This is a genomic window from Nocardioides rotundus (assembly GCF_019931675.1).
GTDB lineage: Bacteria > Actinomycetota > Actinomycetes > Propionibacteriales > Nocardioidaceae > Nocardioides > Nocardioides rotundus.
The window spans coordinates 587,768-613,419 of record NZ_CP082922.1 but is presented as its reverse complement, the minus strand read 5'-3'; the positions used below and the strand labels follow the sequence as shown (position 1 = coordinate 613,419).

Sequence of the window (25,652 nt, the reverse complement as noted above, 5' to 3'; positions counted from 1 at the left end):
GACGCACTACCCACCGTCACAACGAGGAGCACACATGTACACGTCCGACTTCGACCCTGCCGAGGTTCCGGTGGTGATCCTGTGCGGAGGCATGGGGACCCGCCTGCGCGAGGCCAGTGAGAAGCTGCCGAAGCCGCTGGTCGACATCGGCGGCAAGCCGATCCTGTGGCACGTGATGAAGACCTACGGCCACTACGGCTTCCGCCGGTTCGTCCTGTGCCTGGGCTACAAGAGCGACCAGATCCGGCGCTACTTCCTGGACTACCGCGAGCACCAGGACGACTTCACCCTCTCCCTGGGCGGCGACTCCGAGCCGCAGTGGCACCGGTCGGGCGACCTGGAGGACTGGGAGATCACCTTCGTCGACACCGGTCTGATGACCGGCACCGGCGCGCGCATCCGCCGGGTGGCCGACTACCTCGACAGCGACCACTTCATGCTCACCTACGGCGACGGGGTCGGCGCGGTCGACCTGCCCGCGGTGGTGCGGACGCACCTGGAGGGCGACCGGATCGGCACCGTCACCGGCGTCCACCCGGCCAGCCGGTACGGCGAGATGCGGGTGGCCGACGGGCAGGTGCAGGAGTTCAACGAGAAGCCCACGCTGGCCGCCGGCTGGGTGAGCGGCGGCTACTTCATGTTCGACCGGATCTTCGTCGACAAGTACCTCGACGACGACCCGAACCTGCTCCTGGAGCACCAGCCGTTGCAGCACCTGGCCGCGGACGGCGAGCTGAACATGCACCCGCACGAGGGGTTCTGGATGGGCATGGACACCTTCCGGGACTGGACCGAGCTGAACGGCCTGTGGGACTCCGGTCGCGCCGAGTGGAAGGTATGGGACAACTGATGAAGGTTCTGGTGACCGGCACCGAGGGCTACCTCGGCTGCCTCCTGGGGGCGGACCTGCTCCGGCACGGCCACGACGTGGTCGGCGTCGACACGGGCTACTACCGGCAGGGCTGGCTCTACCCCGGCGTGGACGCCACGCCGCTGACCCTGGCCAAGGACATCCGCCACCTGGAGGTCGCCGACCTCGAGGGCGTGGACGCGATCGTGCACATGGCCGAGCTGTCCAACGACCCGCTGGGCCAGCTGTCCCCCACGGTGACCTACGACATCAACCACCAGGGGTCGGTCCGGCTGGCCCGGCTGGCCAAGCAGGCCGGTGTCGGGCGGTTCGTCTACATGTCCTCGTGCAGTGTGTACGGCGTCGCCGACGGCGAGGTCGACGAGACCTCGCCGGTGAACCCGCAGACGGCCTACGCCGAGTGCAAGGTGATGGTGGAGCGCGACCTGACCGCGATGGCCGACGACTCGTTCTCGCCGACCTTCCTGCGCAACGCCACCGCCTTCGGCGCCTCGCCGCGGATGCGCTTCGACATCGTGCTGAACAACCTGTCCGGGCTGGCGTGCACCACCGGCCGGATCGTGATGACCAGCGACGGGAGCCCGTGGCGCCCGCTGGCGCACGCGCTGGACATCGGCCAGGCGATCCGGCTGGCGCTCGAGGCGCCGCGCGACGTCGTCCACGGCGAGGTCTTCAACGTCGGGGACAGCGACCAGAACTACCGGGTCCGGGAGGTCGCCGAGATCGTGGCGGACACCTTCCCCGGGTGCGAGGTCAGCTTCGGGCCCAGCGGTGGGGACAACCGCAGCTACCGCGTCGCCTTCGAGAAGATCGCGAACAAGCTGCCCGGCTTCGCCTGCCAGTGGGACGCCGGGTCCGGCGCCCGCCAGCTGCGCGACGTGTTCACCTCGATCGACCTGGACACCGAGACCTTCGAGGGCCGCGGTCACACGCGGCTGCGCCAGCTGCAGCACCTGATCGACACCTGCCAGCTCGACTCCGACCTGTTCTGGAGGAAGCCGTGATCGTCAACGTCACCCCGATTGAGGGCGTTGCCGTCCTCGACGTCGAGACCCGCGAGGACGACCGGGGGTTCTTCGCGCGCACCTTCTGCCGCGAGGAGTTCCTCGCCGCCGGCCTGGAGCCGGCGGTGGAGCAGTGCAACCTGTCGTTCAACCACCGCGGCGGGACCCTGCGGGGCATGCACTTCCAGGTCGCGCCGCACCCGGAGGCCAAGCTGGTCCGTTGCACCCGCGGGTCGATCGAGGACATCGTCGTGGACATGCGGCCCGGCTCGCCGACCTACCTCCAGCACGTGTCGGTGACCCTGTCCGCGGAGAACCGCCGGGCGATCTACGTCCCGCCGTACTTCGCCCACGGATACCAGACGCTGGAGGACGACACCGAGGTGACCTACCAGGTGAGCGGCTCCTACCACCCGGAGGCCGAGCGGGGCCTGCGGTACGACGACCCGGCGCTCGGCCTGCACTGGCCGCGCGACGTCAGCGTCATCAGCGCCAAGGACTCCTCCTGGCCGCTGCTCGCGGACCGTGACGAGAAGGACCTGTGGGGGACGGAGGCGGTGGCGCGATGATCATCGTCGATCAGGCGCTGCGCGACCGGGCCCGCGAGGCGGACCCGGTCCGGGTCGCGCTCGTCGGCGCCGGGTTCATGGGGCGCGGCGTGACCAACCAGATCGTCAACAGCGTGCCGGGCATGGAGCTCGTGGCCATCGCCAATCGGACCCTCGCCAACGCCGAGCGGGCCTATCGCGAGGCCGGCCTCACCGACCCGCTGGCGGTGACCGACGCCGACGGGGTGGACAAGGCCGTCGCGGAGGGGGTCCCGGCGATCACCGACGACTATCGCGCGGTCTGCGAGGCCGATGCGGTCGACGTGGTGATCGAGGCGACCGGCGCCGTGGAGTACGGCTGCCACGTGGTCGTGACCGCGATCGAGCACGGCAGGCACGTGGTGCTGATGAACGCCGAGGTGGACGCCACCGTCGGTCCGCTGCTCAGCCACCGGGCGCGCGAGCGCGGGGTGGTGCTGACCGGCTGCGACGGCGACCAGCCCGGCGTCCAGATGAACCTGGTCCGCTTCGTCCGGAGCATCGGGCTGACCCCGCTCGTGTGCGGCAACGTGAAGGGCCTGCAGGACCCCTACCGCAACCCGACGACCCAGGCGGGCTTCGCGCAGCGGTGGGGCCAGGACCCGCACATGGTGACCAGCTTCGCCGACGGCACGAAGATCTCCATCGAGCAGGCCACGGTCGCCAACGCCACCGGCATGACCGTCGCCCGGCGCGGCATGGGCGGCGCGGAGCACCCGGGTCACGTGGACGAGCTGGTGGACGCCTACGACGTGGACGAGCTCCGCTCGCTCGGCGGGGTGGTCGACTACGTGGTCGGGAGCCGGCCGGGGCCCGGGGTGTTCGTCCTGGGCACCCACGACGACCCGCGGCAACGGCACTACCTGGAGCTCTACAAGCTGGGCACGGGGCCGCTGTACAGCTTCTACACGCCCTACCACCTGTGCCACTTCGAGGTGCCGCTGACGGCGGCGCGCGCGGCCCTGTTCCACGACGCGGCGATCCGGCCGCTGGGGCCGCCCACGGTCGAGGTGGTGACGACCGCCAAGCGCGACCTGCCCGCAGGCACGCGCCTGGACGGCCTCGGCGGCTACGACACCTACGGCCAGGCCGAGCGGGCCGACGTCACCCGCCACGACGCGCTGCTGCCGATCGGGGTCGCCGAGGGGGCCGTGCTGCGTCGCCCGATCCGCCGCGACGAGGTGATCGGCTACGCCGACATCGACCTCCCGGAGGGTCGCCTGGTCGACGAGCTGCGCGAGGAGCAGGCCCGATGGGGGGTACGACGCGACGGTGACTTCTGACCGGACGCACGGCCGCGGCGCCTCGGGGCTGGTCGCTGAAGGACCTGGGGCGGCGACGATGACCGGCGAGCGCGGACGGCCGCCCGACGTGGTCATCGAGGTGTCGGTCGTCATCGCCTGCCGCGACGCCGCGGACAGCATCGGCGAGCAGCTGGCTGCCCTGACCCGGCAGCGGCCGGGCCGGACCTGGGAGGTGCTGGTCTGCGACAACGGCTCGTCCGACGGCACCCTGGAGGTCGTGCGCCGCTTCCGCGACCGCCTCCCGCTCCGGGTGCTCGACGCCTCGCACCTGCCCGGCGCGGGCCATGCGCGCAACGTCGGCGTGCACGCCGCGCACGGACGCTGGGTCGCCTTCTGCGACGCCGACGACGTGGTCTCCGACGACTGGCTGGCGCGCATGTGCGACGCCCTGGAGCGGCATCGCTTCGTCGCGGGACGGCTGGACGGGCGGATGCTCAACCGACCCTCGGTCCTGCGCACCCGGACGGTGGAGCAGCAGGAGGGGCTCCAGCGCACCCCCGGCTATCTCGCCCCGCACGCGGGCAGCTGCAACCTGGGCATCGAGCGTGCCCTGTTCGTCGAGGTCGGGGGCTTCGACGAAACGCTGCGGGTGCTGGAGGACACCGACCTGTGCTGGCGGGTGCAACGGGAGGGTGTGGAGCTGGCGTTCGCCGACGACGTCCTGGTCCACCTGCGGCTGCGCGCCTCCACCCCCGGCCGGTGGCGTCAGGGGCTGGCCTACGGTCGCGGATTCGCCGAGCTCGCCAGCCGTTATCCCGCGGACGCGGGAGGGGCCGCCGACGCCCCGGGTCCGGTACGGCGCATCGGGCGGGTCTGGCAGCTGGGCTGGCGGGTCGGCTACTGGACCCGCAGGTGGACGGCCGCCCGACGGGCCGCGCTGGTCACGCCCGACGAGGCCGTCTCCAGCCTCCCCTGACCAGCCGGGCGGCACCCTCCCAGAACCCCACGCCCCAGCCGACCTGCATCGCGACCAGGGCCGCGGGGACCGTCGTAGGCTCCGCGTCGTCGGGCAGGTCGCGCACGATGCTCGCGGAGCAGGCGCCGACGACGAGGAGGTACGGCGCGGCCATCGCGGCCGCCAGCCCGGGCCTGCGCGGCACCGCCGTCGCCGCCCCGGCCAGCCACGCCACGAGCGCCGGCGGCAACAGGTGTCGGGGGCTCACGCTCGCCGGGTGCGCCAGCGCCACCGCGGGCTTGCCGGTGCCGTAGCGGCGGTACTGGGCGAACAGGTCGCCGACCGTCTCCTTGCCGTGCCAGCTGATCCTCAGCTCCGGGTCGAACAGCAGCGGCCCGTGCGCGCGCAGCCGCTGGTCGAACTCGAAGTCCTCGTTGTTGGCGATGTCCTCCCGCCATCCGCCGAGCTGCCGGACCAGCGAGGTCGGGTAGGCCCCGAACGGGATGTGGTCGACCTCCTGGACGGTGTCGCCGTGGTGGTAGACCGAACCGCCGACGGCGAGACGCGAGCCGAGGACGGCGGCGATCGCCTTGCCGGCACCGGTGCGGGCCACGGCGTCCTTGCGCCCGCCGACCCCTGCCCATCGACCGGTCCCGAGGCGCTCGACCGCGCGCGCGACGTAGTCGGGCGGGACGGTGGAGTGCGCGTCGACCCGGACCAGCCACGTGCCGCGTGCGGCCTGCAGCCCGGCGTTGAGGGCTCCTGGGATGGAGCGCTGCGGGTGCTCGACCAGCTCGACCCGGGGGTCGGCGGACGCGTGCGCGCGCACCCGGTCGCGGGTGTCGTCGGTGGAGCCGTTGTCCACGACCACGATGTGCAGGTCCCGGTGGGTCTGGGCGCGCACCGAGAGCAGGCACGCGTCGATCGACGCCGACTCGTCGAGCGCGGGGACCAGGACGGTGACCGACTCAGCCACCCGCGGTCACCTCACGACCCGCGACCCAGGCACGCCCGGTCATCACCCCGCGGACATAGGACATGTGCTCGGCCGCGCGCCCGGGGTTGCGCAGCGCGCGCTGCTCGACCACGCGCACCAGGTAGCCCGCCGCCAGCGCCGAGGAGATCACCCGGCTCGCCGCGGGCCCGCGACCCGCGCGCACGTAACGGGCCATCGACGCGCCCCGCAGCCGCATCATCTCCAGCGACGGGGCGCCCGAGCCTCCGCTCGCGTGCGGCACCAGCAGGTCGGTGCGCAGCCGCTGACGCAGACCGTGGCCCCGCACCGTCCGGCCGAAGGAGACGTCCTCGTTGTAGACGTAGTAGGACTCGTCGAAGCCGCCGAGCGCACGGAACGTCTCGGTCCGCACCGCCATGCAGGCGCCGGTGGTCCAGTCCACCTCCAGCTGCTCGTGCGGCTCGGGCCGGGCGAAGAGCCCGGCGCGCGGGGCGAGCTTGTGGAGGGCGACCGCGTGCGCCAGGGCCCGCGGCACCGAGGGCTCCCAGCCGCCGACCCCGAGCTCGGGCCGCCCGTCGCCGCCGGTCGGCGTCGCCGCCGAGGAGGCCAGCCCCGGGTCGTCGCGCACGTCGTCGACGATGCTCGTCAGCACCTCCATCGTCGGCCGGGCGTCGGGGTTGAGGAACACCACGACGGGGTACGGCGAGCTGAGGGCCCCCAGGTTGGCGGCATGGGCGAAGCCGTTGCCGCCGCCGTCCAAGCCGCGCCCGGCCGGGCGTCGCTCGACGAGGTCCAGGACCCCGTCCTGGCCGCCGGCGTTGTCGACGACCGCCACCGGCAGGTCGGGGTCCAGGCCCGCGAGCAGTTGCTCGACCTGCGGCCGGCTGCGGTAGCTGACAATCACCAGCTCGAAGTCGTCGGGGGCCTCGCCGCCACGGTCATCGGTCATGCGCGTGCCTTTAGTTCGGCGGGAGCTCGCAGCGCCCGGTTGAGAGCCCAGAGGGACATCAGGCTTCCGTCCTGCAGGGCGTGCCGGGCATTGCCGCCGGCGATGGTCCCGAGGCCTCCGAGCGCCGCCGCCGAGCCCGCCGCCCACACGCCCAGCGGCCACGGGGAGCGACGTACGGCGGCGCCGGCGAGCACCGCCGCGGAGGCGACGCCCCAGGCACCGGCGAGCACGACCAGTGCTCGACTCTTGGTCGACATCGGCGCGAACCAGCCGGGCGTGGAGGTGTGCCAGCGCTCGCGGCGCCAGAAGTCGCGCACCGTCGGGGGGAAGCCGTGGTGGACCGCCGGCATCCCGTCCAGCAGCGCCACCGTGCCGCCGGTGAGGCGCAGCCGACGGGAGAGCTCGGCGTCCTCGCCGGTGGTCATCTGCTCGTCGAAGCCGCCCAGGCGCAGGAACCGGTCGGTGCGCACCAGCAGGTGCTGGCTCCAGGCCAGCGACGCCTCATGGGCCTGGTGCGACTCGATGGCCGCCCACCGGCGGGCCACCCAGGTGGCGTCCGCGCCGGCGAGGGACCGTGAGCTCACCAGGTCCGCAGCGCCCAGCGCGCTCTCGGCGTCGTCCAGCCAGCCGGGCAGCAGCTCGCAGTCGGCGTCGACGAACGCGAGCAGGTCCAAGTCGCGACAGCGCAGCGCGCCGGTGTTGCGCAGCCGGGAGATCCGGGCGTCCGGCAGCCGGACCACCTCGTCGGCGAGCTCCTCGGCGATCTCGGCGCTGCCGTCGGTGGAGCCGTTGTCCACCACGACCACGCGGGCGACCTGGGACCCCTGGGCACGCACACTGCGAAGGCACGTGCCCAGGGTGTCGCGCTCGTTCTTGCAGGGCACGACAACGCCCACGGTCAGCGACATTGGACTGCCCCCCAGCATCGTCGAGTCGCATGCCGACCCCCCGTCGGCACCTTGATTGTGTCAACGCCCGGGAGACCGCGGCATTGGACCAACGAATGTGTTCGCCCACACCTTGGGAGGGTCTCGGGTCGCGCACCTTGTCTCGGCGCAGCCCGTCACTGAGACTGCTTGTCGAGCAGGCGAGCCGTGGGGAGCTCGCGGGGGTTTCACTGCCGGGCGGGGGTCCGGCAGTCACCGCTCACCGAACGCGTCATCCCGGGGGGGGAACGTAGGCATGAGCACCACCGACGGCACGAAGGTGCCGAGGAACTCGACAGCGCTGCACTGGAGCCGGGTGGGGGTGATGCCGTCGATCCTGGCCAACCTGCGTCTGGTCGTGACGCTGACCGTGCTCGGCGGTCTCGCCGGGCTGGTCGTCTCGGCGGTCCAGCCCGAGCGCTACGTCGCGGAGGCACGGCTGTTCCTGTCCTCGTCCTCGCCGTTCGACGGCATCGGGGGCAGCGACTACATCAACGACCCCGACCGCTACCTGATGAACCAGGCCGAGCTGCTCGGCTCCGAGCCGGTGCTTGCGGCGGCCGCCGAGCGTCCGGGCGTGGGCACCGACGCCCAGGGCCTGGAGGAGGTGCTGACCATCGCCCCGGGGCGCGACGTGGACCTGATCACCGTCTCCGCCGAGGGCGCGACCGGCGAGCAGGCCGCCGCCCGGGCGAACGCGGTCGCGTCCGCCTTCCGCGCCTTCGCCGACGACAAGGTCGACGCGCAGACCCAGCGGCTCCTGCAGTTCACGCCCAACGCGTTGGCCCGTCGGCAGGTGCTGCGGCGCGCGGCGGCGTACGGCGACGGGGTGGCCGTGCTGGAGAGCGCCACGCCGCCGGACGAGTCCTCGACCCAGACCCCGATGAACGTCGCCCTCGGGCTGCTCGTCGGTGCGGCGCTGGGGGCGGCGGCGGCCGCGGCGCGGGGCAGCCGGCGCCCGCGCACCCGCACCCCGGCCGGCGGACGCGAGCCGCGGGAGCCGACCCCGAGCCGGGCCGCGACCGGGGAGGACCGTGCAGGCCCCCTCGTCGGCAACAACGGGTGGCCGCAGGTGGAGGTCGCGTCCGGTCGCGCGCCCGGATCGCCGTCGTGAGCGGGCGGGGCACCGCCGACCTCGTCGTCGTGACCGGCCCCCACCGCTCGGGGACGACCTTCGTCGGCACCGTGCTGGCCGCCGCGCCGCGCGCCGACCTGCTGGGCATCGAGCCGCTCAACCCCGACTGGGGCCTGCGGTCGGCCCGCCAGTGGTACGCCCCGACCGGCACCGTCGCCCGGGATCTGCGCCGGCTGCGGCGCGGGCTGCCGGCCCGCTGGAGCCGCGCCCACCACGACCGGTTCGGCACCGCGAAGTCCACGGTGCGCGGCGCCCAGCACAACCTGCGGTTCGCCGCGGCGGCCGCCACCGGACGGACCCTGGTGGTCAAGGACCCGTTCCTGAGCCTCTCGCTGCGCTGGGCGGCCACCGAGCTCACCCGTCGCCCGGTGCTGGTGACGGTGCGGCACCCGTCGGCCTGGGCGCTGTCGATCCGCCGGATGGACTGGCACCCCGGAACGCTGCTGGACGAGCTGCGCACGCGTTCGGAGCTGTGCCCGGTCCTGACAACGACCGGCCTGCCGGAGCGCCGCTGGGCCGACGTACCCCTCCTGGAGGCGTCGGCCTGGGCCTGGACGGTCCTGGTGGCGGCGATCGTCGACCAGACCGAGCGGCTCTCGCCCGGCCAGGTGCTCATCTCCCCGCTCGAGCGGCTGCGGGAGGACCCGGTCGCCGGGGCGATGCAGCTGTTGCGGCACGTCGGCCTCGACGCCGACGACGGGACCCGGGACCGGATCCTCGCGCTGACCGCCGGCGAGGAGGTCTTCCCGTCGAGCGGCGACCAGCACGTCCTGCAGCGCGACACCCGCAGGTCGCTGGACGCCTGGCGCGAGCGACTCACCGCGGAGGAGCAGCGCACGGTCTGGTCGATCTGCGAGAGCGTGGCCCAGCGGTGGTACCAGCCATGAGCGCCGGCTCCCGGCTGCCCGCAGCGTCAGCGCAACAGGTCCCGGTAGATCTCGCCCTGCTCGGGGAAGGTCGTCATCAGCCGGTGTGTCCCGTCGCTGCCGTCGAACTCGAAGTAGGCCTGGTAGGCGACGTTGTTCTCCGGGTCGCTCATGAAGTCGTACATCCGACGGATGAAGGAGGAGTTGGCGTCGCCGGAGGCGGCGTCGGGGCGGTCCCACAGCCCCCACTCGGGCAGGGCCAGCGGCTTCCCGCGGTCGCGGGCGAAGTCGGCCCAGAACTCCAGGCCGCGCTCGCCGCCGAGGATCTCCTCCTCCCAGGCGGTGTCCTGCCGCTCGCGCCGGCACTCCTCGTCGCAGTCGTCGGGGTAGGGGTAGGTGCCGTCGGCGCCGGTCGCGTCGTACACGTCGACGCCGATCTGGTCGACGTACTCGTCCCCGGGGTAGTAGGGCACCGCGTCCACGCCGCTGCGGCCCAGGTTCCAGGTGAACTCGAACCGCTGGCCGGGGACCGCCCGCAGGGTGTCGACCACCCGGCGCCAGTAGGCGATGAAGGCGTCGGCATCGGGGGTGTACCAACGGGACTCGAGCAGGTTGAACTCCCAGCCCAGTCGGATGATCGTGTCCTCACGTCCGGCCGCCACCAGCGCCTCGCCGACCGCGGTGAACCGGTCGTCGTAGGCGCCGGTCGCGCCGGTCGCGAAGTCGGCCGGCTCGTCCTCCGGCAGCAGGCCCAGGCTCAGCACGAGCCGCCGGTCCATGCCGCGCCACTCCTGGAGGAGATAGTCGATCTGCGCGAGCTGGTCCCAGGTACGGCGGGCCGGGAAGTCGACCACGTAGTCGACCCGGCAGCCCAGCCAGTCCTGGTAGGTCGTCACCTCCTCGCGCCGGGTCTCCCGGAACACCCCGGTGCGCACGTCCGCGGAGCCGTAGTCGCACTCGCGCCGGTCGGCGGCGGGGTTCGGGGACACCGACACGTCGGTGGGAGAGGGCCCCGACCCGGTGCCGGTCGAACGACCGGGGTCGGCCTTCGACGTGCAGGCGCTCAGCAGCGCCACGGCAGCGAGCGTGGTCGTCCAGCCGACACACGCGGACGACGTGCGGTCGGAGAACCGCCTCATGTGAACCCCCCCAGGACACCGAACGGCAGCGACGTCGCCACGGTAGCAGCGTGGTCGCGAGGGGGGCGTCATGTCCGTCCTGCTCGCTGAGACCCCGGCCGAGACGCCGGAGCGGTCCCGCCGCGACGGGCTGTTCGGCGACCCGGTCCGCGCCCTGACGCTGCTGATGGTGGCGATGCTGCTGCTCCAGCGGCTCTCCGTCCCGGTCGGCGGGTTCGACCTGCCGGTGGCCATGCCGGTGTCCTTGCTGGTGGTCGGCGGGCTGCTGCTGCGGCGGGCGGTGACCGTGGACGCGCAGAGGTTCCTGTGGTTCTGCCTGGCGGTCGCCGCGATGGGGACGGCCGTCACCGCGGCCAACTGGAGCAGCACCTCCAGCGTCCCCTCGCTGGCCATGGTCATCGCGACCTTCGGTCCCTGGGTCCTGCGGGTCGCGGGCGACGGGGAGCGGGCCCTGCAGGGTGCGGCCGTGCTCGTCGGTCGGTTCATCACCCTGATGTCGCTGGTGGCGGTGGTGGCCGGCCTGCAGATGGCCGCGCAGCTCGCGGGGGTCTGGGAGTACAAGGACCTGATCCAGCAGTGGGTCCCGTCGGCCTACCTGCTCGGGGACTACAACACCTCGATCCCGTTGGAGTACGGCAGCTCGATCCACAAGGCGCAGGCGTTCGTGTTCCTCGAGCCCTCGATGCTCTCGCAGTTCTGCGGGCTGGCCCTGGTGGCGGCGCTGGTGACCCGGCGGCCGGTGTGGCAGGTGCTGCTGCTGGGCGTCGGGCTGGTCTCGGCGTTCAGCGGCACCGGGCTCATCCTGCTGGCCACGGGGGTCGTGGCGCTGGCCCTGTCCCTGGCCCTCAGCCCGCGCTACCTCGTCCTCGGCGTCGTGGGCATCGTCGGGGTGCTGGCCAGCCCGGCGGGCGACGTCTTCCGGCAGCGCACCGCCGAGCTCTACGACCCCACCTCGAGCCTGGCACTGCGGTTCGTCCTGCCCTACCAGGAGGTGGCCGGCGGGATGGCCGAGGCGCCGATCCGGTGGCTGCGCGGCGCCGGCCCCGGCGGGGCCGACGCCCTCCTGGAGTCGATGAGCGACAGCGCGGGGCTCGCCGTGGTCTACCCCATCCCCGCCAAGACGCTCTTCGAGTACGGCCTGATCGCGGGCGCCCTGTTCCTCTGGTTCGTGCTCCTCGCCCTGCTGCGCGGTGCCCCCTCGCGGGTGCTCGCCTGCGGGCTGCTGGTCCAGCTGTGGCTCCTCGGCGGCTACCTCATCGCGCCGCACGTCGTGATCACCGCATGGTGCCTCTCGGTCGCCTGGCGGCGAGATGAGTAGCCGACAGCAGGCGCCGGCGGCACTGGTCAACGGGCGGGCGCGGGTGCGCCGGCTGGGACCGAGGATGCTGTGGACGACCGCCGACCAGATGGTCTCCAGCGCCACCAACGCGGCGGTGTCGTTCCTCATCGCCCGGCAGGTCGGCGAGGTCCAGTTCGGCTCGTTCGCCGCCGCCTTCCTGGCCTTCACCCTGGCCGCCGGGCTGAACCGGGCCCTGGTCACCGACGCCCTCATGGTCCGGTTCAGCGCCGCGACCCCCGCCGCCCTGCGCCGTGCCTGCGGCGACGCCGCCGCGGCCACCCTCATCACCGGGATGGCCGGCGGGCTCGTGCTGGTGGTCCTCGGGTGGCTGCTGGGCGACCTGACCGGCTCCGTGCTGGTCGCCCTCGGGATCGTGCTGCCCGGCCTGCTGCTGCAGGGGACGTGGCGGCAGGCCTTCTTCGCCTCCGCCCGGCCGGCGGCCGCCTTCGCCATCGACCTGCTCTGGGCGGCGCTGCAGGTGCTCGGCGTGGTCCTGGTCCAGCAGGCGACCGGGAGCATGGTCGCGCTGGTGCTGGTCTGGGGAGCCAGCGGCGGCCTGGCGGCCGTCGTGGCCACGGTCGCGGAGCGAGTGCGTCCCGCCCCGCGCCGGGGCGGTCGATGGCTGCACCGGCACCGCGACCTCGGCTCCGGGTTCGCCCTGGAGTTCGGCATCAGCCAGGGAGCGGCCACCGTCAGCGTGCTGCTCGTCGGCCTGGTCCTGGGGCTGGCCGGGGTGGCCTCCATCCGGGGCGCCCAGGTCCTGCTCGGGCCGGTCTACGTGCTGATCCCCGCCGTCACCGCGTTCACCCTGCCGCTGCTGGCCCAGCGCCGGAAGGCACAGCGGCCGGTGCTGCCGCTGGCGGCGGCGGCGGGAGGCGGAGCCGCCGTACTCACCCTGCTGTGGGTGGGGGTGCTGCTCGCCGTCCCGGACTCGGTGGGCTTTCAGCTGCTGGGCGCGACCTGGCCGGGCGCCCGGTCGGTGCTGCCGCTCTCCGGGCTGCAGTGGGCGCTGATCAGCCTGGCCCTCGGCGCGGTGCTGGGGCTCAAGGCCCACGAGCGCGCCGCGACGCTCCTGCGACTGACCAGCGTGCAGGCGCCGCTGCTGGTGGGGCTCTCCCTGGCGGGTGCCTCCCTGTCGGGCGTGCGCGCCGCCGTGGCCGGCCTGGCGGTGGCCCAACTGGTGGGCGCGGTGCTCAACTGGTGGGTTCTTCTCAAGGTGGAGCGCGGCACGTCTACCCTGAACGTGGACTGATCTCACTCGGAAGGACCGGCCGTGCGCCTTCGACTCGTGGCTGCCCTGGTGGCCGTCGTACCCCTGCTCCTCATCCAGACACCCGTGCAGGCCGACCGGCCCGACACCCCGCCCGGCCGTGCCCAGGCGGAGCGAGTGCTCGAGCAGGTGCAGACCCTGCTGCGGAAGGGGGTGCCCGACGAGGTGCGCTCGCGGATGACCCCCGGCGAGCAGTCCGACGCGCGCAGTGTGACGCTGAAGCTGCGCGACCTGCGCGCAGCGATCCCGCAGCTCTCGCCGGCCGACCGGCAGACCGCCCGGGCGATCCTGGCCCGCCCGACCGACCCGTCCGGTGGCGGCGTGGGCGAGCGCTACACGGTGCCCGAGGCTCCGCCGGTGTGCGGCCCCAACGTGTGCGTGCACTACGTCCGCACCACCGCCGACGCCCCGCCGATGACCGACAGCAACAACGACGGCGTCCCGGACGCGGTGACCCGCACCCTGAACATCGCCGAGAAGGTGCACACGACCTACGTGGCGGCAGGCTACCGCCGGCCGATCGGCGACGGCTCCCGCGGCGGCGGCGTGAACAAGGTCGACATCTACCTCAGCGACCTGGGCTCGCAGAACCTCTACGGCTACTGCACCAGCGACCAGCCGGAGAGCACGCCCACCGACTACACCGTGTGGGCCTACTGCTCGGTCGACGACGACTTCTCCACCCAGCAGTTCCCCAACGGCCGCACGCCCTTGGAGAACCTGCAGGTGACGATGGCGCACGAGTACTTCCACGCCGTGCAGTTCGCCTACGACTCCCAGGAGGACGGCTGGCTGATGGAGGCGACCGCCACCTGGGCCGAGGACGAGGTCTACGACGCGGTCAACGACAACCGGCAGTACCTCCCCTACGGCCAGCTGATGCGGCCCGGGATCCCGCTGGACAAGTTCTCCAGCAGCGAGGGCACGCACTACGGCAACTGGATCTTCTTCCGCTACCTCACCGAGCGGTTCCCCGCCGAGGTCGGCGGCCTGCCGGTCGTGGTGCGGGAGATCTGGGAGAAGGTGAGCGCGGAGACCGGCGACCCGGACATGTACTCGCTGCAGGGCGTCATCGACGCCCTCTCCGAGCGCGGCCAGACCCTGCGCGGCTTCTACGCCGCCTTCGCCGACGCCAACCGGCGACCCGCGAAGGTCTACGAGGAGGGCGCGGCCTACCCGGTCCGGGCGCCCGCCAAGGCGTTCCGGCTCACCAGCGGCACGCGCAGCAGCGGGTGGCGCTACACCACCCAGAAGCACCTCACCTCCAGCGCGATCCGGTTCACCCCCGGCAGCGGGACCACGCAGAGCGACTGGGCGCTGCGGATCAACCTGGACCTGGTGGCGCCGACCTACGGCTCCTCGGTGCGGGTGACGTCGTACAAGAAGAACGGCTCGATCTCGACCACGGCGATCCCGATGGCCGCCGACGGCACCGCGACGCGGGTGTTCAACTTCTCCTCGGGCTCGGTGAAGTACGTCGAGCTGGTCTACGTCAACGGCAGCGCCCGCACCCGGTGCTGGGTCTCGCAGACCTACGACCCGCACTACTCCTGCTTCGGCGACCCGCAGGTCGACGCCGCCAAGCAGCGCTACCGCGCCACCGCATTCCGGCGCTGAGGCTCGGTCAGGCCGTCGCCAGCCGCGCCAGCGCCTGACGCACCACCTGCGGGTCGGCCGTCGTCCACATGGGCGGCAGGCTGGCCCGCAGGAAGCCGCCGTAGCGCGCGGTCGCGAGGCGTGGGTCGAGTACGGCGACCACGCCGCGGTCGCTCGTCGTGCGGATCAGCCGCCCGCTCCCCTGCGCCAGGAGCAGCGCGGCGTGGGTGGCCGCCACCTGCATGAAACCGTTGCGCCCCGCCTGGTCGGCGGCCCGCTGGCGGGCCGACATGAGCGGGTCGTCGGGCCGCGGGAACGGGATGCGGTCGATGATCACCAGCTGGCAGGTGTCGCCGGGGACGTCGAGCCCCTGCCAGAGCGAGAGCGTGCCGAACAGGCAGGTGTGCGGGTCCTCGACGAAGAGTCTCGCCAGCTCGGGCAGCTGGGCGTCGCCCTGGGCGAGGACGGTCAGGTGCGGCAGGCGACGACGTACCTCCTCGGCGGCCGTCTCCGCCGCGCGCCGGCTGGAGAAGAGCCCGAGCGTGCGGCCCTCGGCGGCGTCGACCAGCGCGGTGATCTCGTCGAGCTGCGGAGCGCCCAGGCCGTCGCGTCCCGGCGGCGGCAGGTGCCGGGCGACGTAGAGGATCCCCTGGCGGGCGTAGTCGAAGGGGGAGCCGACGTCGAGGCCGCGCCAGGGGAGGGCGTCCTCCTCGGCGTCCTCCCTGTCGGTGGCGCGCTCCTCAACCCGCTCGCCGGGCACCAGGCCCAGCGTGGTCGCGACGGCGTCGAAGTCGCCGCCCAGCTTGAGCGTCGCGGAGGTGAACACGGCCGTCTTCTCGCGCAGCAGCTTGTGCCGCATCGGCCCCCACACCTCCAGGGGAGCGATGCACAGCCGCGGTGGCATCCGCTCGGTCCCCTCGGTCAGCCACAGCACGTCGGAGTCGGCGTTGGCCGCCATCCGCTCGGCGGTGGCGAACAGCTCCTGCACCGAGCCGCGGGCCTGGGTGAAGGCGGCGTCGGGGTCGCTCTGCCGCGGGTAGGCCGAGATGAGCGCCCGGGCGGCGTCACGGACCAGCACCAGGGCGTCGGCCACCAGCTCGGGGAGCGGGTCCAGCCGGCCCGGGCGGCACTCGTCGAAGGCGGCCCGCAGCGTGTCCGCGGCATCGGCCAGGTCGTCGGCCTCGCCCCCGTCCACGTGCTTCTGGCTGCGACGGGCGGCGCGCTCGACCTCGGAGACCCACAGCTCGTCGGTGGCGGCCTGGGTGACCCGCGCGACCAGCTCGTGGGCCTCGTCGATCACCACGGCGTCGTAGTCGGGGATCATCGGCACGCCCTCGATCGCGTCGATCGCGAGCAGCGAGTGGTTGGTGATCACCAGGTGTGAGCGATGGGCCTTCTCCCGGGCGCGCTCGGCGAAGCACTCCTGGCCGAAGGGGCACTTGGCGGCGCCCAGGCACTCGCGGTGGGTGACGCTGACCTGGCGCCACTCCTTGTCGGTGTGGCGGGGCGCGTGGTCGCGCTCGCCGAAGGCGCCCGCCTCGGCCTCCTCCTCGGCCCAGGCGCGCAGCTCGAGCACCTTCTTGCCCATCGAGCCCTCGGGGAGGTCGATGAGGGCGCCCTGGTCGTCCGGGACGCCCTCGCGGACCCGGTGCAGGCAGGCGTAGTTGGACCGGCCCTTGAGGACGGCGTACGACGTGTCGACCCGGCTGTCCTCGACCGCGTCGATCGCCTCCACCAGCCGCGGCAGGTCACGCTCGACCAGCTGGTGCTGCAGGGCGAGCGTGGCCGTTGCGACGACGACCCGGTCCTCGTGCAGCAGCGCCGGCACGAGGTAGCCCAGCGACTTCCCGGTGCCGGTCCCGGCCTGCACCAGCAGGTGCTCGCCGTCGCTCAGCGCGCGCTCGACCGCCGCAGCCATCGCCACCTGGCCCGACCGCTCCTCGCCGCCCAGCGCCGCCACCGCGGTCGCGAGCAGGTCGCTGACCGCGGCGTCGCTGCTGGTCTCGGTCGTGGGCACCCGTGCACCCTAGCCGTGGGCTCCGACAGGCCCGGCATCCCAGTCGGTGCGCGACGGCTCGTGAACGGCCCCGGGTCGTGGTCGAAAATGCACCCGGATCCCCGCCAGGCACGTGCACTCCCCCGGGTCGTGGTCGATTCTTCACCGGCGGTCTCGCTCCGGTGCTCCAGCCGGCACCGGCGGGGCCTGTGGATAGCCCGCGCGGAGCGCCCTCATCGAGGGCAGCATGCTGGTCATGACGGCGACCATCGTGCTGGACCCGCGCTCCCCCTTCACCCGGGCCGCGGCGCGCCGGGCCGGCCTCACCGACCGGATCCTCGCCGGACCGGCGTACCAACGCATCTTCCACGGGGTGTACGTCGCCTCCGACGTCTCGGTCGGCCCCGTGGTCCGCGCCCTCGCCGCCCTCGTCGCGTCACACCCGGACGCGCACGCGAGTCACTTCTCCGCGGCGCGGGTCCTGGGCGTGCCGGTCCCCACGGTGGCCGACGAGCACGTGACCGTGCAGCAGGCCGAGCACCGTCGGAGGATCGACGGGGTCCGCCAGCACGTGCGCCCTTCGACCCGGTGGATCCGGCGAGCGGGGATGCGGGTGTCCGACCCACGCCAGCTCTTCGAGGAGCTGGCCGGCCACCTCGAGCTGGTCGATCTGGTCGTTGTCGGTGACCACCTGGTGCGCAAGGAGGGGATCACCTGCGCACAACTGCGCGACCGCGTGGCCGCGCTGCCGGGCCGCGTGGGTCGACAGGCGCGCCGGGCAGCGGCATACGTCCGCGCCAAGGTCGACTCGCCCATGGAGAGCAGGCTCCGGATGCTCCTGGTCCTCGCCGGGATTCCCGAGCCCGAGGTCAACCGGAAGGTGCGCGCCGGTGACGGTGAGGTGCTCCGCCGCTACGACCTGAGCTGGCCGGATGTGCAGGTGATCGTGGAGTACGACGGCCGCCAGCACATCGAGCGCGAGGAGTCCTGGGAGAAGGACCTCGCTCGGCGCGAGGCGATCGATGACGACGGGTGGCGCATCCTCGTGGTGACCTCGCGGGGCATCTACCGACACCCCGAGCAGACGATCGAGCGGGTGTTCCGGCTGCTGGGGTCCCGGGGGCTGGCTGGGCTCCCGGTCAAGCCCTCGTCGGCTTGGCGCCCTCACTTCCCAGGACGCGACTGATCGGACCTCGTCAACGACCCCGGGTCGTGGTCGAAAGTGCACCCGGATCCCCGCCAGGCACGTGCACTCCCACGGGTCGTGGTCGATTCTTCACCCGGGGGCAGGCAGCGGCGCGGTCAGACCACCGCGCCGGAGTCGTTCGGGTCCCGCTGCTTGCGCTGCTTCTGCACCTTGGCCATCGGCCACCTCTGCTGCAGGTAGGTCACGATCGGGGCGGCGATGATGCTGGAGGAGTAGGTGCCGATGATCAGACCGAAGAGCAGCGCGAGCGCGAAGTCCTGCAGCGAGTCGCCGCCGAGGACCGCCAGCGCGGCCAGGATGAACATCGCGCCGAGGCCGGTGTTCACCGTGCGCGGCAGGGTCTCGATGATCGCCTTGTCGCACATCTCGTTGAAGTCGTCGCCCTTGCGTGCGCCGTACCAGCGTTCTCGGATGCGGTCGAAGACGACGACGGTGTCGTTGACCGACAGGCCGATGATGGTCATCGCCGCGGCGAGGAAGACCCCGTCGATCGGCTTGGCCATCCAGGCGAAGATGCCGAGCACGAGCAGCACGTCGTGGAACATCGCGATCACCGCGGCCACACCGAAGGTCCACTTGAAGCGCACGGCGAGGTAGATCAGCTGGGCCAGCAGCGCGAGCCCGAAGGCGAGGATCGCCTTGTCCCGCAGCTCCTGGCCCAGTGAGGCGCCGATCCGCTGGTCGTCCTCCTTGGTGACGTTGCCGCCCACCTCGGAGAGCGACTGCTCGATCCGCTGCTCCTCCTCATTGCTGATCTCGCCGGTCCGCACGGTGTAGTCGGCGGTGTCGGCGCTCTGCACGACGGCCTCGGGGAAGCCGGCGTCCGCGACCGCCTGCCGGGCCTGCTCGATGGTGATGTCCCGGCTGACGGAGTAGTCCAGCTGCCGGCCGCCGGTGAACTCCACGCCCAGGTTCAGGCCCTTGGCGAAGATCCCCACCAGGGCGATGCCCAGCAGAAGGGCGGTCACCCCCAGGAACAGCCCGCGGTGGCGCATCGGGTGGAAGTTCTTGCTCTCCAGCCAGGTGCGTACGGCGCCTACGTTGGCCAGGCCGGTGATCCGGGGCCGGGTGCGGACCGGGCGCATCGTCACCACGCCCTCGGTGAGCACGCGGGCGATGATGAGGGCGGAGATCATCGAGGCGATCACACCGATGGACAGCGTGACGCCGAAGCCCTTGATCGGCCCCGACCCCAGGATGAACAGCAGCGCCGCCGCCAGCAGCGTGGTCACGTTGGAGTCGATGATCGCCGACCAGGCCTTGTTGAAGCCGATCGTCAGGGCACGCTTGAGGCCGGCCGACGGGTTGGCGGCGTACTCCTCCCGCGCTCGTTCGAAGACCAGCACGTTGGCGTCGATCGCCAAGCCGATGGCGAGCACGAACCCGGCCAGTCCGGGCAGGGTGAGTGTCGAGTTCAGCCCCACCAGCATCGCGTAGGCGAGCAGGGCGTACGACGTCAGCGCGATCGTGGCCATCAGGCCGACCAGGCGGTAGACGACGATGATGAACAGCCCGGTGAGGACCAGGCCGATGATGCCCGCCTCGACCGAGGCGTCGATGGCCTCCGCGCCCAGGGTCGGGCCGACGAGCCGGTCGGAGATCAGCTCCAGCTCCAGGGGCAGGGCGCCGCCCTCGATCAGCGTCGCCAGGTCCTGGGCCTCGGTGATGGTGAAGTTCCCTGTGATCTGCGTGCTGCCGCCTCGGATGCCGACGTCGCAGCCCACCCCGGGGTTGACCTCCGGGGCGGTGATGATGCGGTCGTCCAGCACGATGGCGACCCGCCGCTTGGGGTCTCCGGGCTGGTTGCACGCGGCCTTGCCGGTGACATCGGCCCAGGCATCGCCGCCGGCGCCGGTGAACCGCAGCGAGACGACGTAGTTCACCTCGTTCTGCGGCAGCTCCGCATCGGCGCTGCGCACCTGATCGCCGCTGAGGACCGACGGCCCGATCTCCAAGAACCCGCCGTCGTCGGCGCGCAGCACCTCGTTGGCCTTCTTCGACGGCTTGGCGTTGCGCCCCTGCGCAGCTGCCACGACGGGGTGGACGCTCAGCTTGGCCGTCTGGCCGATCCGCTCCTCGGCGCGCTGGGCCTCCTCGTCGTTGGTGACCCCGGGCAGCTCGACCAGGATCCGGTCCTCGCCCTGCCGGACCAGCGTCGACTCCGAGACGCCGAGGGAGTCCACGCGGCCGCGCAGCACCTCCAGGGTCTTGTCCACGTTCTCCGCGGTGACCTCGGTCCCCTCGGTGGGCTTGGCCTGGAAGACGAACTGGGCGCCGCCTCGCAGGTCCAGCCCGAGGTTCGGCTGCTTGTTGATCGCCAGCGCCGCGCACCCGGCCAGCAGCCCGAGGACGAGGAGGAAGCGGAGGACGACGCCACGTGACATGGAGCGCATCCTCTCAACCGCGACGACTCCACCCAAATGGCGGGGCGGCGCGTCGCGTCACACGGCGTACGACGCGAGCTCGCCGGCGAGGTCCTCGTTGGCGCGCCCGGAGACCCGCGTGCCCTCCGCGGTGTGCTCCAGCGCGTCGATCTCGCCGTGCTGGTGGATCCGGTTCAGCAGGTCGCCCCGCTCGTAGGGCAGGAGCGCGTCGAAGGCCACGGCGGGCCGCGGCAGCTCCTCCTCCACCAGCGAGCGCAGCGCGTCGATGCCCTCGCCGGTGCGGGCGGAGACCACCACCGCGTGCGGCTCCCGCTGCCGCAGCCGGGCCAGCACCAGCGGGTCCGCGGCGTCGGCCTTGTTGACCACGATCACCTCGGGCACCTCGTCGGCGCCGATCTCGGCGAACACGTCCCGGACGGCGCTGATCTGGCCCTCGGGGTCGGGGTGCGACCCGTCCACCACGTGCAGCACCAGGTCGGCGTCGGCGACCTCCTCCAGCGTGGAGCGGAACGCCTCGACCAGCTGGTGCGGCAGGTGCCGGACGAAGCCGACGGTGTCGGTCATCGTGTAGACGCGGCCGTCGCCGGTCGTCGTACGCCGTGTCGTCGGGTCCAGCGTCGCGAACAGCGCGTCCTCGATCAGCACCCCGGCGTCGGTGAGCCGGTTGAGCAGCGAGGACTTGCCGGCGTTGGTGTAGCCCGCGATCGCGACGCTGGGCACCGCGTTGCGGCGGCGGCCCTGCCGCTTGGTCTCCCGGATGCCGGCCATCGCCTTGAGGTCGCGGCGCAGCTTGGCGATCTTGGTGTTGATCCGCCGCCGGTCGGTCTCGATCTTGGTCTCACCTGGGCCGCGGCCGCCGATGCCCTCGCCGCCGGCCGCGCGACCGCCCGCCTGGCGGGACAGGTTGCCGCCCCAGCCGCGCAGCCGCTGCTTCATGTAGTTCAGCTGCGCCAGCTCGACCTGCGCCTTGCCCTCCTTGGTCTTCGCGTGCTGGGCGAAGATGTCGAGGATCAGCGCGGTCCGGTCGACGACCTTGACCTTGAGCCGGTCCTCCAGGTTGCGCAGCTGGCTGGGCGCGAGCTCGCCGTCGCAGATGACGGTGTCGGCGCCGGTGGCCTGCACGATCTCGCGCAGTCCCTCGACCTTCCCGCGGCCGATGTAGGTCGCCGGGTCGGGCTTGCCCCGGCGCTGGTAGATCGCGTCCAGCACCTCCGAGCCCGCGGTCTCGGCCAGCAGCGCCAGCTCGGCCATCGCGTTCTCCGCGTCGGCCTGCTCGCCCTCGGTCCAGACGCCGACCAGGATCACCCGCTCCAGGCGGAGCTGGCGGTACTCGACCTCGGTGATGTCCTCGAGCTCGGTGCGCAGGCCGGCGACCCGGCGCAGCGCGTGCCGCTCGGCGAGGTCCTGCTGGCCGGTGGTGGGGTCGTCGTCCTCGGGGTCCGCCGCGTCGGCGTACCCGGACTCCCAGTCGTCGTCGATCTCGACGGCCGCGTCGTCCAGCTCCTCGTCCCAGCCGCGGGTGCGGGCGAGCTCGGCGTCGAGTGTGAATCGTTCAGGTGAGTTCGTCATACGACGTCCAGCGTACGGCGCCTCGCGGCCCCACGCACGCGGGTTTTCCCACCCTTCAGAGTCACTTCGGTGGCATCCGGATGCCGCCGTCGACGCGGATCACGCTGGCGTTCATGTAGGAGTTGGTGACGCACTCGACCACCATGCTGGCCAGCTCGTCGGGCTGGCCGAGCCGCTTGGGGAAGAGCACGGACTGGCCGAGGTGGGTCTTGAACTCCTCGGCCTTCTCCCCTTGGCCGTAGATCGGGGTGTCGATCAGGCCCGGCGCCACCGTGTTGACCCGGACGCCGATGGCGGAGAGGTCGCGCGCGACCGGCAGGGTGAGGCCGACGATGCCGCCCTTGGAGGAGGCGTACGCCGCCTGGCCGATCTGGCCGTCGAAGGCGGCCACCGAGGCCAGGTTGACGATCGCGCCGCGCTCGCCGTTCTCGTCGGCCTGGTTGTGGCCCATCGCGGTCGCGGCGAGCCGGATCGCGTCGAAGGTGCCGACCAGGTTGATGTCGATGACCTTCTTGTACAGGTCCAGATCGTGGGCCGCCTCGTAGGTGCCCTCGCGGCCGGTCGTCCGGGCCGCCCAGCCGACACCGGCGGAGTTGACCAGTGCGCGCAGCTCGCCACGCTCCTTGGCCACCTCGACGGCGGCCTTGATCTGCTCGGTGTCGGTCACGTCGACGTGGCAGAAGACGCCGCCGATCTCCTCGGCCAGCGCGGTGCCCTTCTCGTCCTGAACGTCGGCGACCACGACGGTCGCGCCCTGCGCGGCGAGCTGGCGGGCGACCGCGGCACCGATGCCCGAGGCCGCGCCGGTGACGATGGCGGAAACTCCCTTGATGTCCATGGGCGCAGCCTAGAGCGTGCGGGGCGGCTCCTAGAGGTCGGTCTCCCCACGGGCGACGACCAGCGCCGGGCCGGTCAGGAGCACGTGGTTGTCCGGGGTCCAGGTGACCGCGAGCTCGCCACCCGGGACGTCGACCCGGTAGGTCAGCTCCGCCTCCGGCGGGGTCAGGGCGCCGTCGGCGCCCCGCTCGCCGGCCCCGTCGGCCAGGGCGGAGGCCACCATCACCGCGCAGGCGCCGGTGCCGCAGGAGCGGGTCTCGCCGGAGCCGCGCTCGTGCACCCGCATCGCGACGTGTCGCGGGCCGCGCCGGACCACGAACTCCACGTTCACGCCGTGCGGGTAGGCGTCCTGGTCGTGCTCGGGGGCGCGCAGCAGGTCCCCGGCATCGTCGAGGTCGTCGACGAACGCCACGGCGTGCGGGTTGCCCATGTCCAGGTGCTGTGCCGGCCAGCGCCGGTCGCCGACCGCGACCTCGGTGTCGTCGTACGCCCTCGGGACGCCCAGGTCGGCCGTGATCCGATCCCCCTCGACGGTGACGACCTTCACCCCGTCCCGCGTGCCGATCCGCACCGGGGAGGTGGCCAGCCCCTCGTCCACCAGGTGCCGGGCGAAGAGCCGGATGCCGTTGCCGCACATCTCGCTGAGCGAGCCGTCGGAGTTGCGATAGTCCATGAACCACTCCGCGTCCTGCTGCTCCCCCAGCGCCCGGGTGCGGATCACCCGCAGCACGCCGTCCCCGCCGATCCCGGCGCGCCGATCGCACAGCGCGGCCACCCGCTGCGGGGTCAGCTCGCCGTGCACCTCGCCGTCGTGGTCGGGCAGCAGGACGAAGTCGTTCTCGGTCCCATGGCCCTTGAGGAAGGAGTAGGTCACGCCCCCATCGTCCCAGACGGCACCCCACCGGCGCGGGCTGCGCCCGGGAGGGCAACCGAGCAGGGAGCGGAATGCAGGATCTCGGCGCGCGAATCCTGCATTCCGCTCCCCGGACTCAGTCGTCCGTGGGCTCGACCACGAGGGCGGAGCCGCCGCCGCGGCGGACGGGCTCGGAGACCGCGGTGAGCAGGCCGGCGGGGCCGAACTCGATGGCGGTGGCCGCGCCGATCTCGGCGGCGGAGGTGAAGGCGTCGCCCGACGGGGTCAGGGTGTGGCCGTACTCCTCCAGCGCGGGTCCGGAGGCGTCGATGAACGCCGGCTCCGCGGTGACCGAGGGCGTGTTGCGCTGCGAGGCGCGCGGCGCGGCGATCGCCTCCTGGATGGTCATGCCCAGGTCGATCCGGTTCACCAGCATCTGCAGCACCGTGGTGATGATCGTCGAGCCGCCGGGCGAGCCGAGCGCGAGGAACGGCTTGCCGTCCTTGAGCACGATCGTCGGCGACATCGACGAGCGCGGCCGCTTGCCCGGCTCGATCCGGTTCGGGTCGTCGGCCTCCCACACGGTGGAGAAGTCGGTCAGCTCGTTGTTGAGCAGGAACCCGCGACCGGGCACGACGATCCCGGAGCCGCCGGTCTGCTCGATGGTGAGCGTGTACTCCACGACGTTGCCCCACCGGTCGGCCACCGTCAGGTTCGTGGTCGAGATGTTCTCGGTGTCCTCGGCCTCCTGGTCGGCCTGGGTGGCGCAGTCGCCGTCGTAGCTCGTGACATCGCCGGGGGCGACCGGCTTGGTCATCGCCTGCTCGGGGTCGATCTCGCAGGCCCGCTCGGCGGCGTACTCGTCGGAGAGCAGGTCCTCCAGGGGCACGTCGACGAACGCCGGGTCGCCGACGTACTCACCCCGGTCCGCGAACGCGAGGGCGCTCGCCTCGAGGTAGTGGTGCAGCACCGCCACCGGCGACATCGAGGCGGTGTCGAACTGCTCGAGGATGTTCAGCGACTCGCCCACGGTGGAGCCGCCCGAGGACGACGGCGCCATGCCGTAGACGTCGTAGCCGCGATAGGACACCTTGGTCGGCGCCTGGTCCACGACCTCGTAGCCGGCCAGGTCGCTCTCCTCCATGTAGCCCGGCGGCACCGGCAGGTCGGTGGAGTCGGTGGTCGGCGGGTCCTGCACCGCCGCGACGATGTCGGCGGCCATCGCGCCGGTGTAGAACGCGTCCAACCCGCCCTGGGAGAGCAGCCGGTAGGTCTGCGCCACGTCGTGGTTGCGGAAGCGCGAGCCGACCCGCGGCGCGTCGCCGTCGGGCAGGAACAGCTCGGAGGTGGAGGTGAAGGCCTCGAACCGCTCGAGGTTGTCCAGCGTCTGCTGGCGGAAGGTCTCGTCGACGACGAACCCGCGCTCGGCGACCTGGATCGCCGGCTTGAGCGCGTCCTTCATCGAGTAGGTGCCCCACCGGTCCAGCGCCCGCTGCCAGGTCGCCGGGGTCCCGGGGACCCCGACGGAGACGCCGCTGGTCACCAGCTCGGGGGTGAAGGGGTACGGCTCCCCCGTGGCCGGGTCGATGAAGGCATCGCGCGGCATCCCCATCGGGGCGGTCTCGCGGCCGTCGATGGTCTCGACGGCGCCGGTCTTCGCGTCGTAGTGGACGAAGTAGCCGCCTCCGCCGACACCGGCGGAGTAGGGCTCGGTGACGCCGAGTGTGGCCGCGGCCGCCACGGCCGCGTCGGTCGCGTTCCCGCCCTTCTTCAGCACCCGCAGCCCGGCCGCGGTGGCCTCGGGGTCCACGGTCGAGACGGCGCCGCCGTACCCGACGGAGGTCGGGACCTTCTCGGTGGAGCGCGGGTCGGCCTGGGCGGGCGCGGCGCCGACGGCGGTGGTGAGGCTGGTGAGAAGTACGGCGGTGGACGCCGCGGCGAGTGCCCTCATGGGGTTCCCCTCCCGGACT

The 25,652-nt window shown here is 72.6% G+C and carries 21 protein-coding genes; 11 read left to right on the top strand and 10 right to left on the bottom strand.

Going from position 1 to position 25,652, the window contains the following annotated elements; all coding sequences use genetic code 11:
* Positions 1-34: 34 nt before the first annotated feature.
* Genes K8W59_RS02935 through K8W59_RS02915 form a run of 5 tightly spaced genes read left to right on the top strand, consistent with a single transcriptional unit; the run spans position 35 to position 4,682 of the window.
* Positions 35-850, top strand: coding sequence for a sugar phosphate nucleotidyltransferase (locus tag K8W59_RS02935; RefSeq protein WP_223397262.1), 816 nt, complete (start codon positions 35-37; stop codon positions 848-850).
* Positions 850-1,875 (top strand): NAD-dependent epimerase/dehydratase family protein, encoded by a 1,026-nt coding sequence (locus K8W59_RS02930; RefSeq protein WP_223397261.1) that lies wholly within the window; start codon positions 850-852, stop codon positions 1,873-1,875. Before K8W59_RS02935 ends, K8W59_RS02930 begins: the two co-directional genes overlap by 1 nt.
* Complete coding sequence (rfbC, locus tag K8W59_RS02925; RefSeq protein WP_223397260.1) at positions 1,872-2,444, top strand: dTDP-4-dehydrorhamnose 3,5-epimerase; 573 nt, start codon at positions 1,872-1,874, stop codon at positions 2,442-2,444. Before K8W59_RS02930 ends, rfbC begins: the two co-directional genes overlap by 4 nt.
* Positions 2,441-3,745 (top strand): NAD(P)H-dependent oxidoreductase, encoded by a 1,305-nt coding sequence (locus K8W59_RS02920; RefSeq protein ID WP_223397259.1) that lies wholly within the window; start codon positions 2,441-2,443, stop codon positions 3,743-3,745. Before rfbC ends, K8W59_RS02920 begins: the two co-directional genes overlap by 4 nt.
* Complete coding sequence (locus tag K8W59_RS02915; RefSeq protein ID WP_223397258.1) at positions 3,735-4,682, top strand: glycosyltransferase; 948 nt, start codon at positions 3,735-3,737, stop codon at positions 4,680-4,682. The genes K8W59_RS02920 and K8W59_RS02915 overlap by 11 nt, the downstream gene beginning before the upstream one ends.
* On the opposite strand, the gene K8W59_RS02910 is transcribed toward K8W59_RS02915, so the two are convergent.
* From K8W59_RS02910 to K8W59_RS02900, 3 genes are read right to left on the bottom strand one after another with little or no spacing between them, the layout of a single operon-like run.
* Positions 4,648-5,637: a glycosyltransferase gene (locus K8W59_RS02910; protein ID WP_223397257.1), complete on the bottom strand. Its 990-nt coding sequence runs from the start codon at positions 5,635-5,637 to the stop codon at positions 4,648-4,650. The two genes, K8W59_RS02915 and K8W59_RS02910, sit on opposite strands and share 35 nt — an antisense overlap.
* Positions 5,630-6,565, bottom strand: a complete 936-nt coding sequence (locus tag K8W59_RS02905) for a glycosyltransferase family 2 protein (RefSeq protein ID WP_223397256.1) — start codon at positions 6,563-6,565, stop codon at positions 5,630-5,632. The genes K8W59_RS02910 and K8W59_RS02905 overlap by 8 nt, the downstream gene beginning before the upstream one ends.
* On the bottom strand, positions 6,562-7,473 hold the full coding sequence (locus K8W59_RS02900) for a glycosyltransferase (RefSeq protein ID WP_223397255.1): 912 nt from the start codon (positions 7,471-7,473) through the stop codon (positions 6,562-6,564). The genes K8W59_RS02905 and K8W59_RS02900 overlap by 4 nt, the downstream gene beginning before the upstream one ends.
* Positions 7,474-7,747: 274 nt before the next feature.
* Here K8W59_RS02900 and K8W59_RS02895 point away from each other — a divergent pair, with 274 nt between their 5' ends.
* The gene (locus K8W59_RS02895) at positions 7,748-8,605 is read left to right on the top strand and encodes a hypothetical protein (protein WP_223397254.1); all 858 of its coding nucleotides are present in this window, start codon (positions 7,748-7,750) and stop codon (positions 8,603-8,605) included.
* On the top strand, positions 8,602-9,513 hold the full coding sequence (locus tag K8W59_RS02890; protein WP_223397253.1) for a sulfotransferase: 912 nt from the start codon (positions 8,602-8,604) through the stop codon (positions 9,511-9,513). Before K8W59_RS02895 ends, K8W59_RS02890 begins: the two co-directional genes overlap by 4 nt.
* A 26-nt stretch (positions 9,514-9,539) precedes the next feature.
* Here K8W59_RS02890 and K8W59_RS02885 read toward each other — a convergent pair whose 3' ends face one another.
* Complete coding sequence (locus K8W59_RS02885) at positions 9,540-10,631, bottom strand: glycoside hydrolase family 26 protein (protein WP_263283277.1); 1,092 nt, start codon at positions 10,629-10,631, stop codon at positions 9,540-9,542.
* Positions 10,632-10,701: 70 nt separating this feature from the next.
* On the opposite strand from K8W59_RS02885, the gene K8W59_RS02880 reads away from it, so the two are divergent.
* From K8W59_RS02880 to K8W59_RS02870, 3 genes are read left to right on the top strand one after another with little or no spacing between them, the layout of a single operon-like run.
* Entirely contained in the window at positions 10,702-11,949 is a 1,248-nt protein-coding gene (locus tag K8W59_RS02880) for a hypothetical protein (protein ID WP_223400079.1), read from the top strand.
* Positions 11,942-13,222, top strand: coding sequence for an MATE family efflux transporter (locus K8W59_RS02875; protein ID WP_223397252.1), 1,281 nt, complete (start codon positions 11,942-11,944; stop codon positions 13,220-13,222). The genes K8W59_RS02880 and K8W59_RS02875 overlap by 8 nt, the downstream gene beginning before the upstream one ends.
* A gap of 21 nt (positions 13,223-13,243) precedes the next feature.
* Positions 13,244-14,857: an MXAN_6640 family putative metalloprotease gene (locus tag K8W59_RS02870; protein ID WP_223397251.1), complete on the top strand. Its 1,614-nt coding sequence runs from the start codon at positions 13,244-13,246 to the stop codon at positions 14,855-14,857.
* Between the two features lie 7 nt (positions 14,858-14,864).
* Here K8W59_RS02870 and K8W59_RS02865 read toward each other — a convergent pair whose 3' ends face one another.
* The gene (locus K8W59_RS02865) at positions 14,865-16,853 is read right to left on the bottom strand and encodes an ATP-dependent DNA helicase (RefSeq protein WP_223397250.1); all 1,989 of its coding nucleotides are present in this window, start codon (positions 16,851-16,853) and stop codon (positions 14,865-14,867) included.
* Positions 16,854-17,088: 235 nt separating this feature from the next.
* Here K8W59_RS02865 and K8W59_RS02860 point away from each other — a divergent pair, with 235 nt between their 5' ends.
* A complete protein-coding gene (locus K8W59_RS02860; RefSeq protein ID WP_223397249.1) occupies positions 17,089-18,018 on the top strand; it encodes an endonuclease domain-containing protein in 930 nt (309 codons plus the stop codon).
* Between the two features lie 116 nt (positions 18,019-18,134).
* On the opposite strand, the gene secD is transcribed toward K8W59_RS02860, so the two are convergent.
* From secD to ggt, 5 genes are all read right to left on the bottom strand, one after another.
* A complete protein-coding gene (secD, locus tag K8W59_RS02855) occupies positions 18,135-20,423 on the bottom strand; it encodes a protein translocase subunit SecD (RefSeq protein ID WP_223397248.1) in 2,289 nt (762 codons plus the stop codon).
* Between the two features lie 57 nt (positions 20,424-20,480).
* Complete coding sequence (gene hflX / locus K8W59_RS02850; RefSeq protein WP_223397247.1) at positions 20,481-21,992, bottom strand: GTPase HflX; 1,512 nt, start codon at positions 21,990-21,992, stop codon at positions 20,481-20,483.
* Between the two features lie 61 nt (positions 21,993-22,053).
* The gene (locus tag K8W59_RS02845) at positions 22,054-22,830 is read right to left on the bottom strand and encodes an SDR family NAD(P)-dependent oxidoreductase (RefSeq protein WP_223397246.1); all 777 of its coding nucleotides are present in this window, start codon (positions 22,828-22,830) and stop codon (positions 22,054-22,056) included.
* A gap of 30 nt (positions 22,831-22,860) precedes the next feature.
* Positions 22,861-23,703, bottom strand: coding sequence for a diaminopimelate epimerase (dapF, locus tag K8W59_RS02840; protein ID WP_223397245.1), 843 nt, complete (start codon positions 23,701-23,703; stop codon positions 22,861-22,863).
* Positions 23,704-23,818: 115 nt separating this feature from the next.
* Positions 23,819-25,633, bottom strand: coding sequence for a gamma-glutamyltransferase (gene ggt / locus K8W59_RS02835; RefSeq protein ID WP_223397244.1), 1,815 nt, complete (start codon positions 25,631-25,633; stop codon positions 23,819-23,821).
* Positions 25,634-25,652 lie beyond the last annotated feature (19 nt).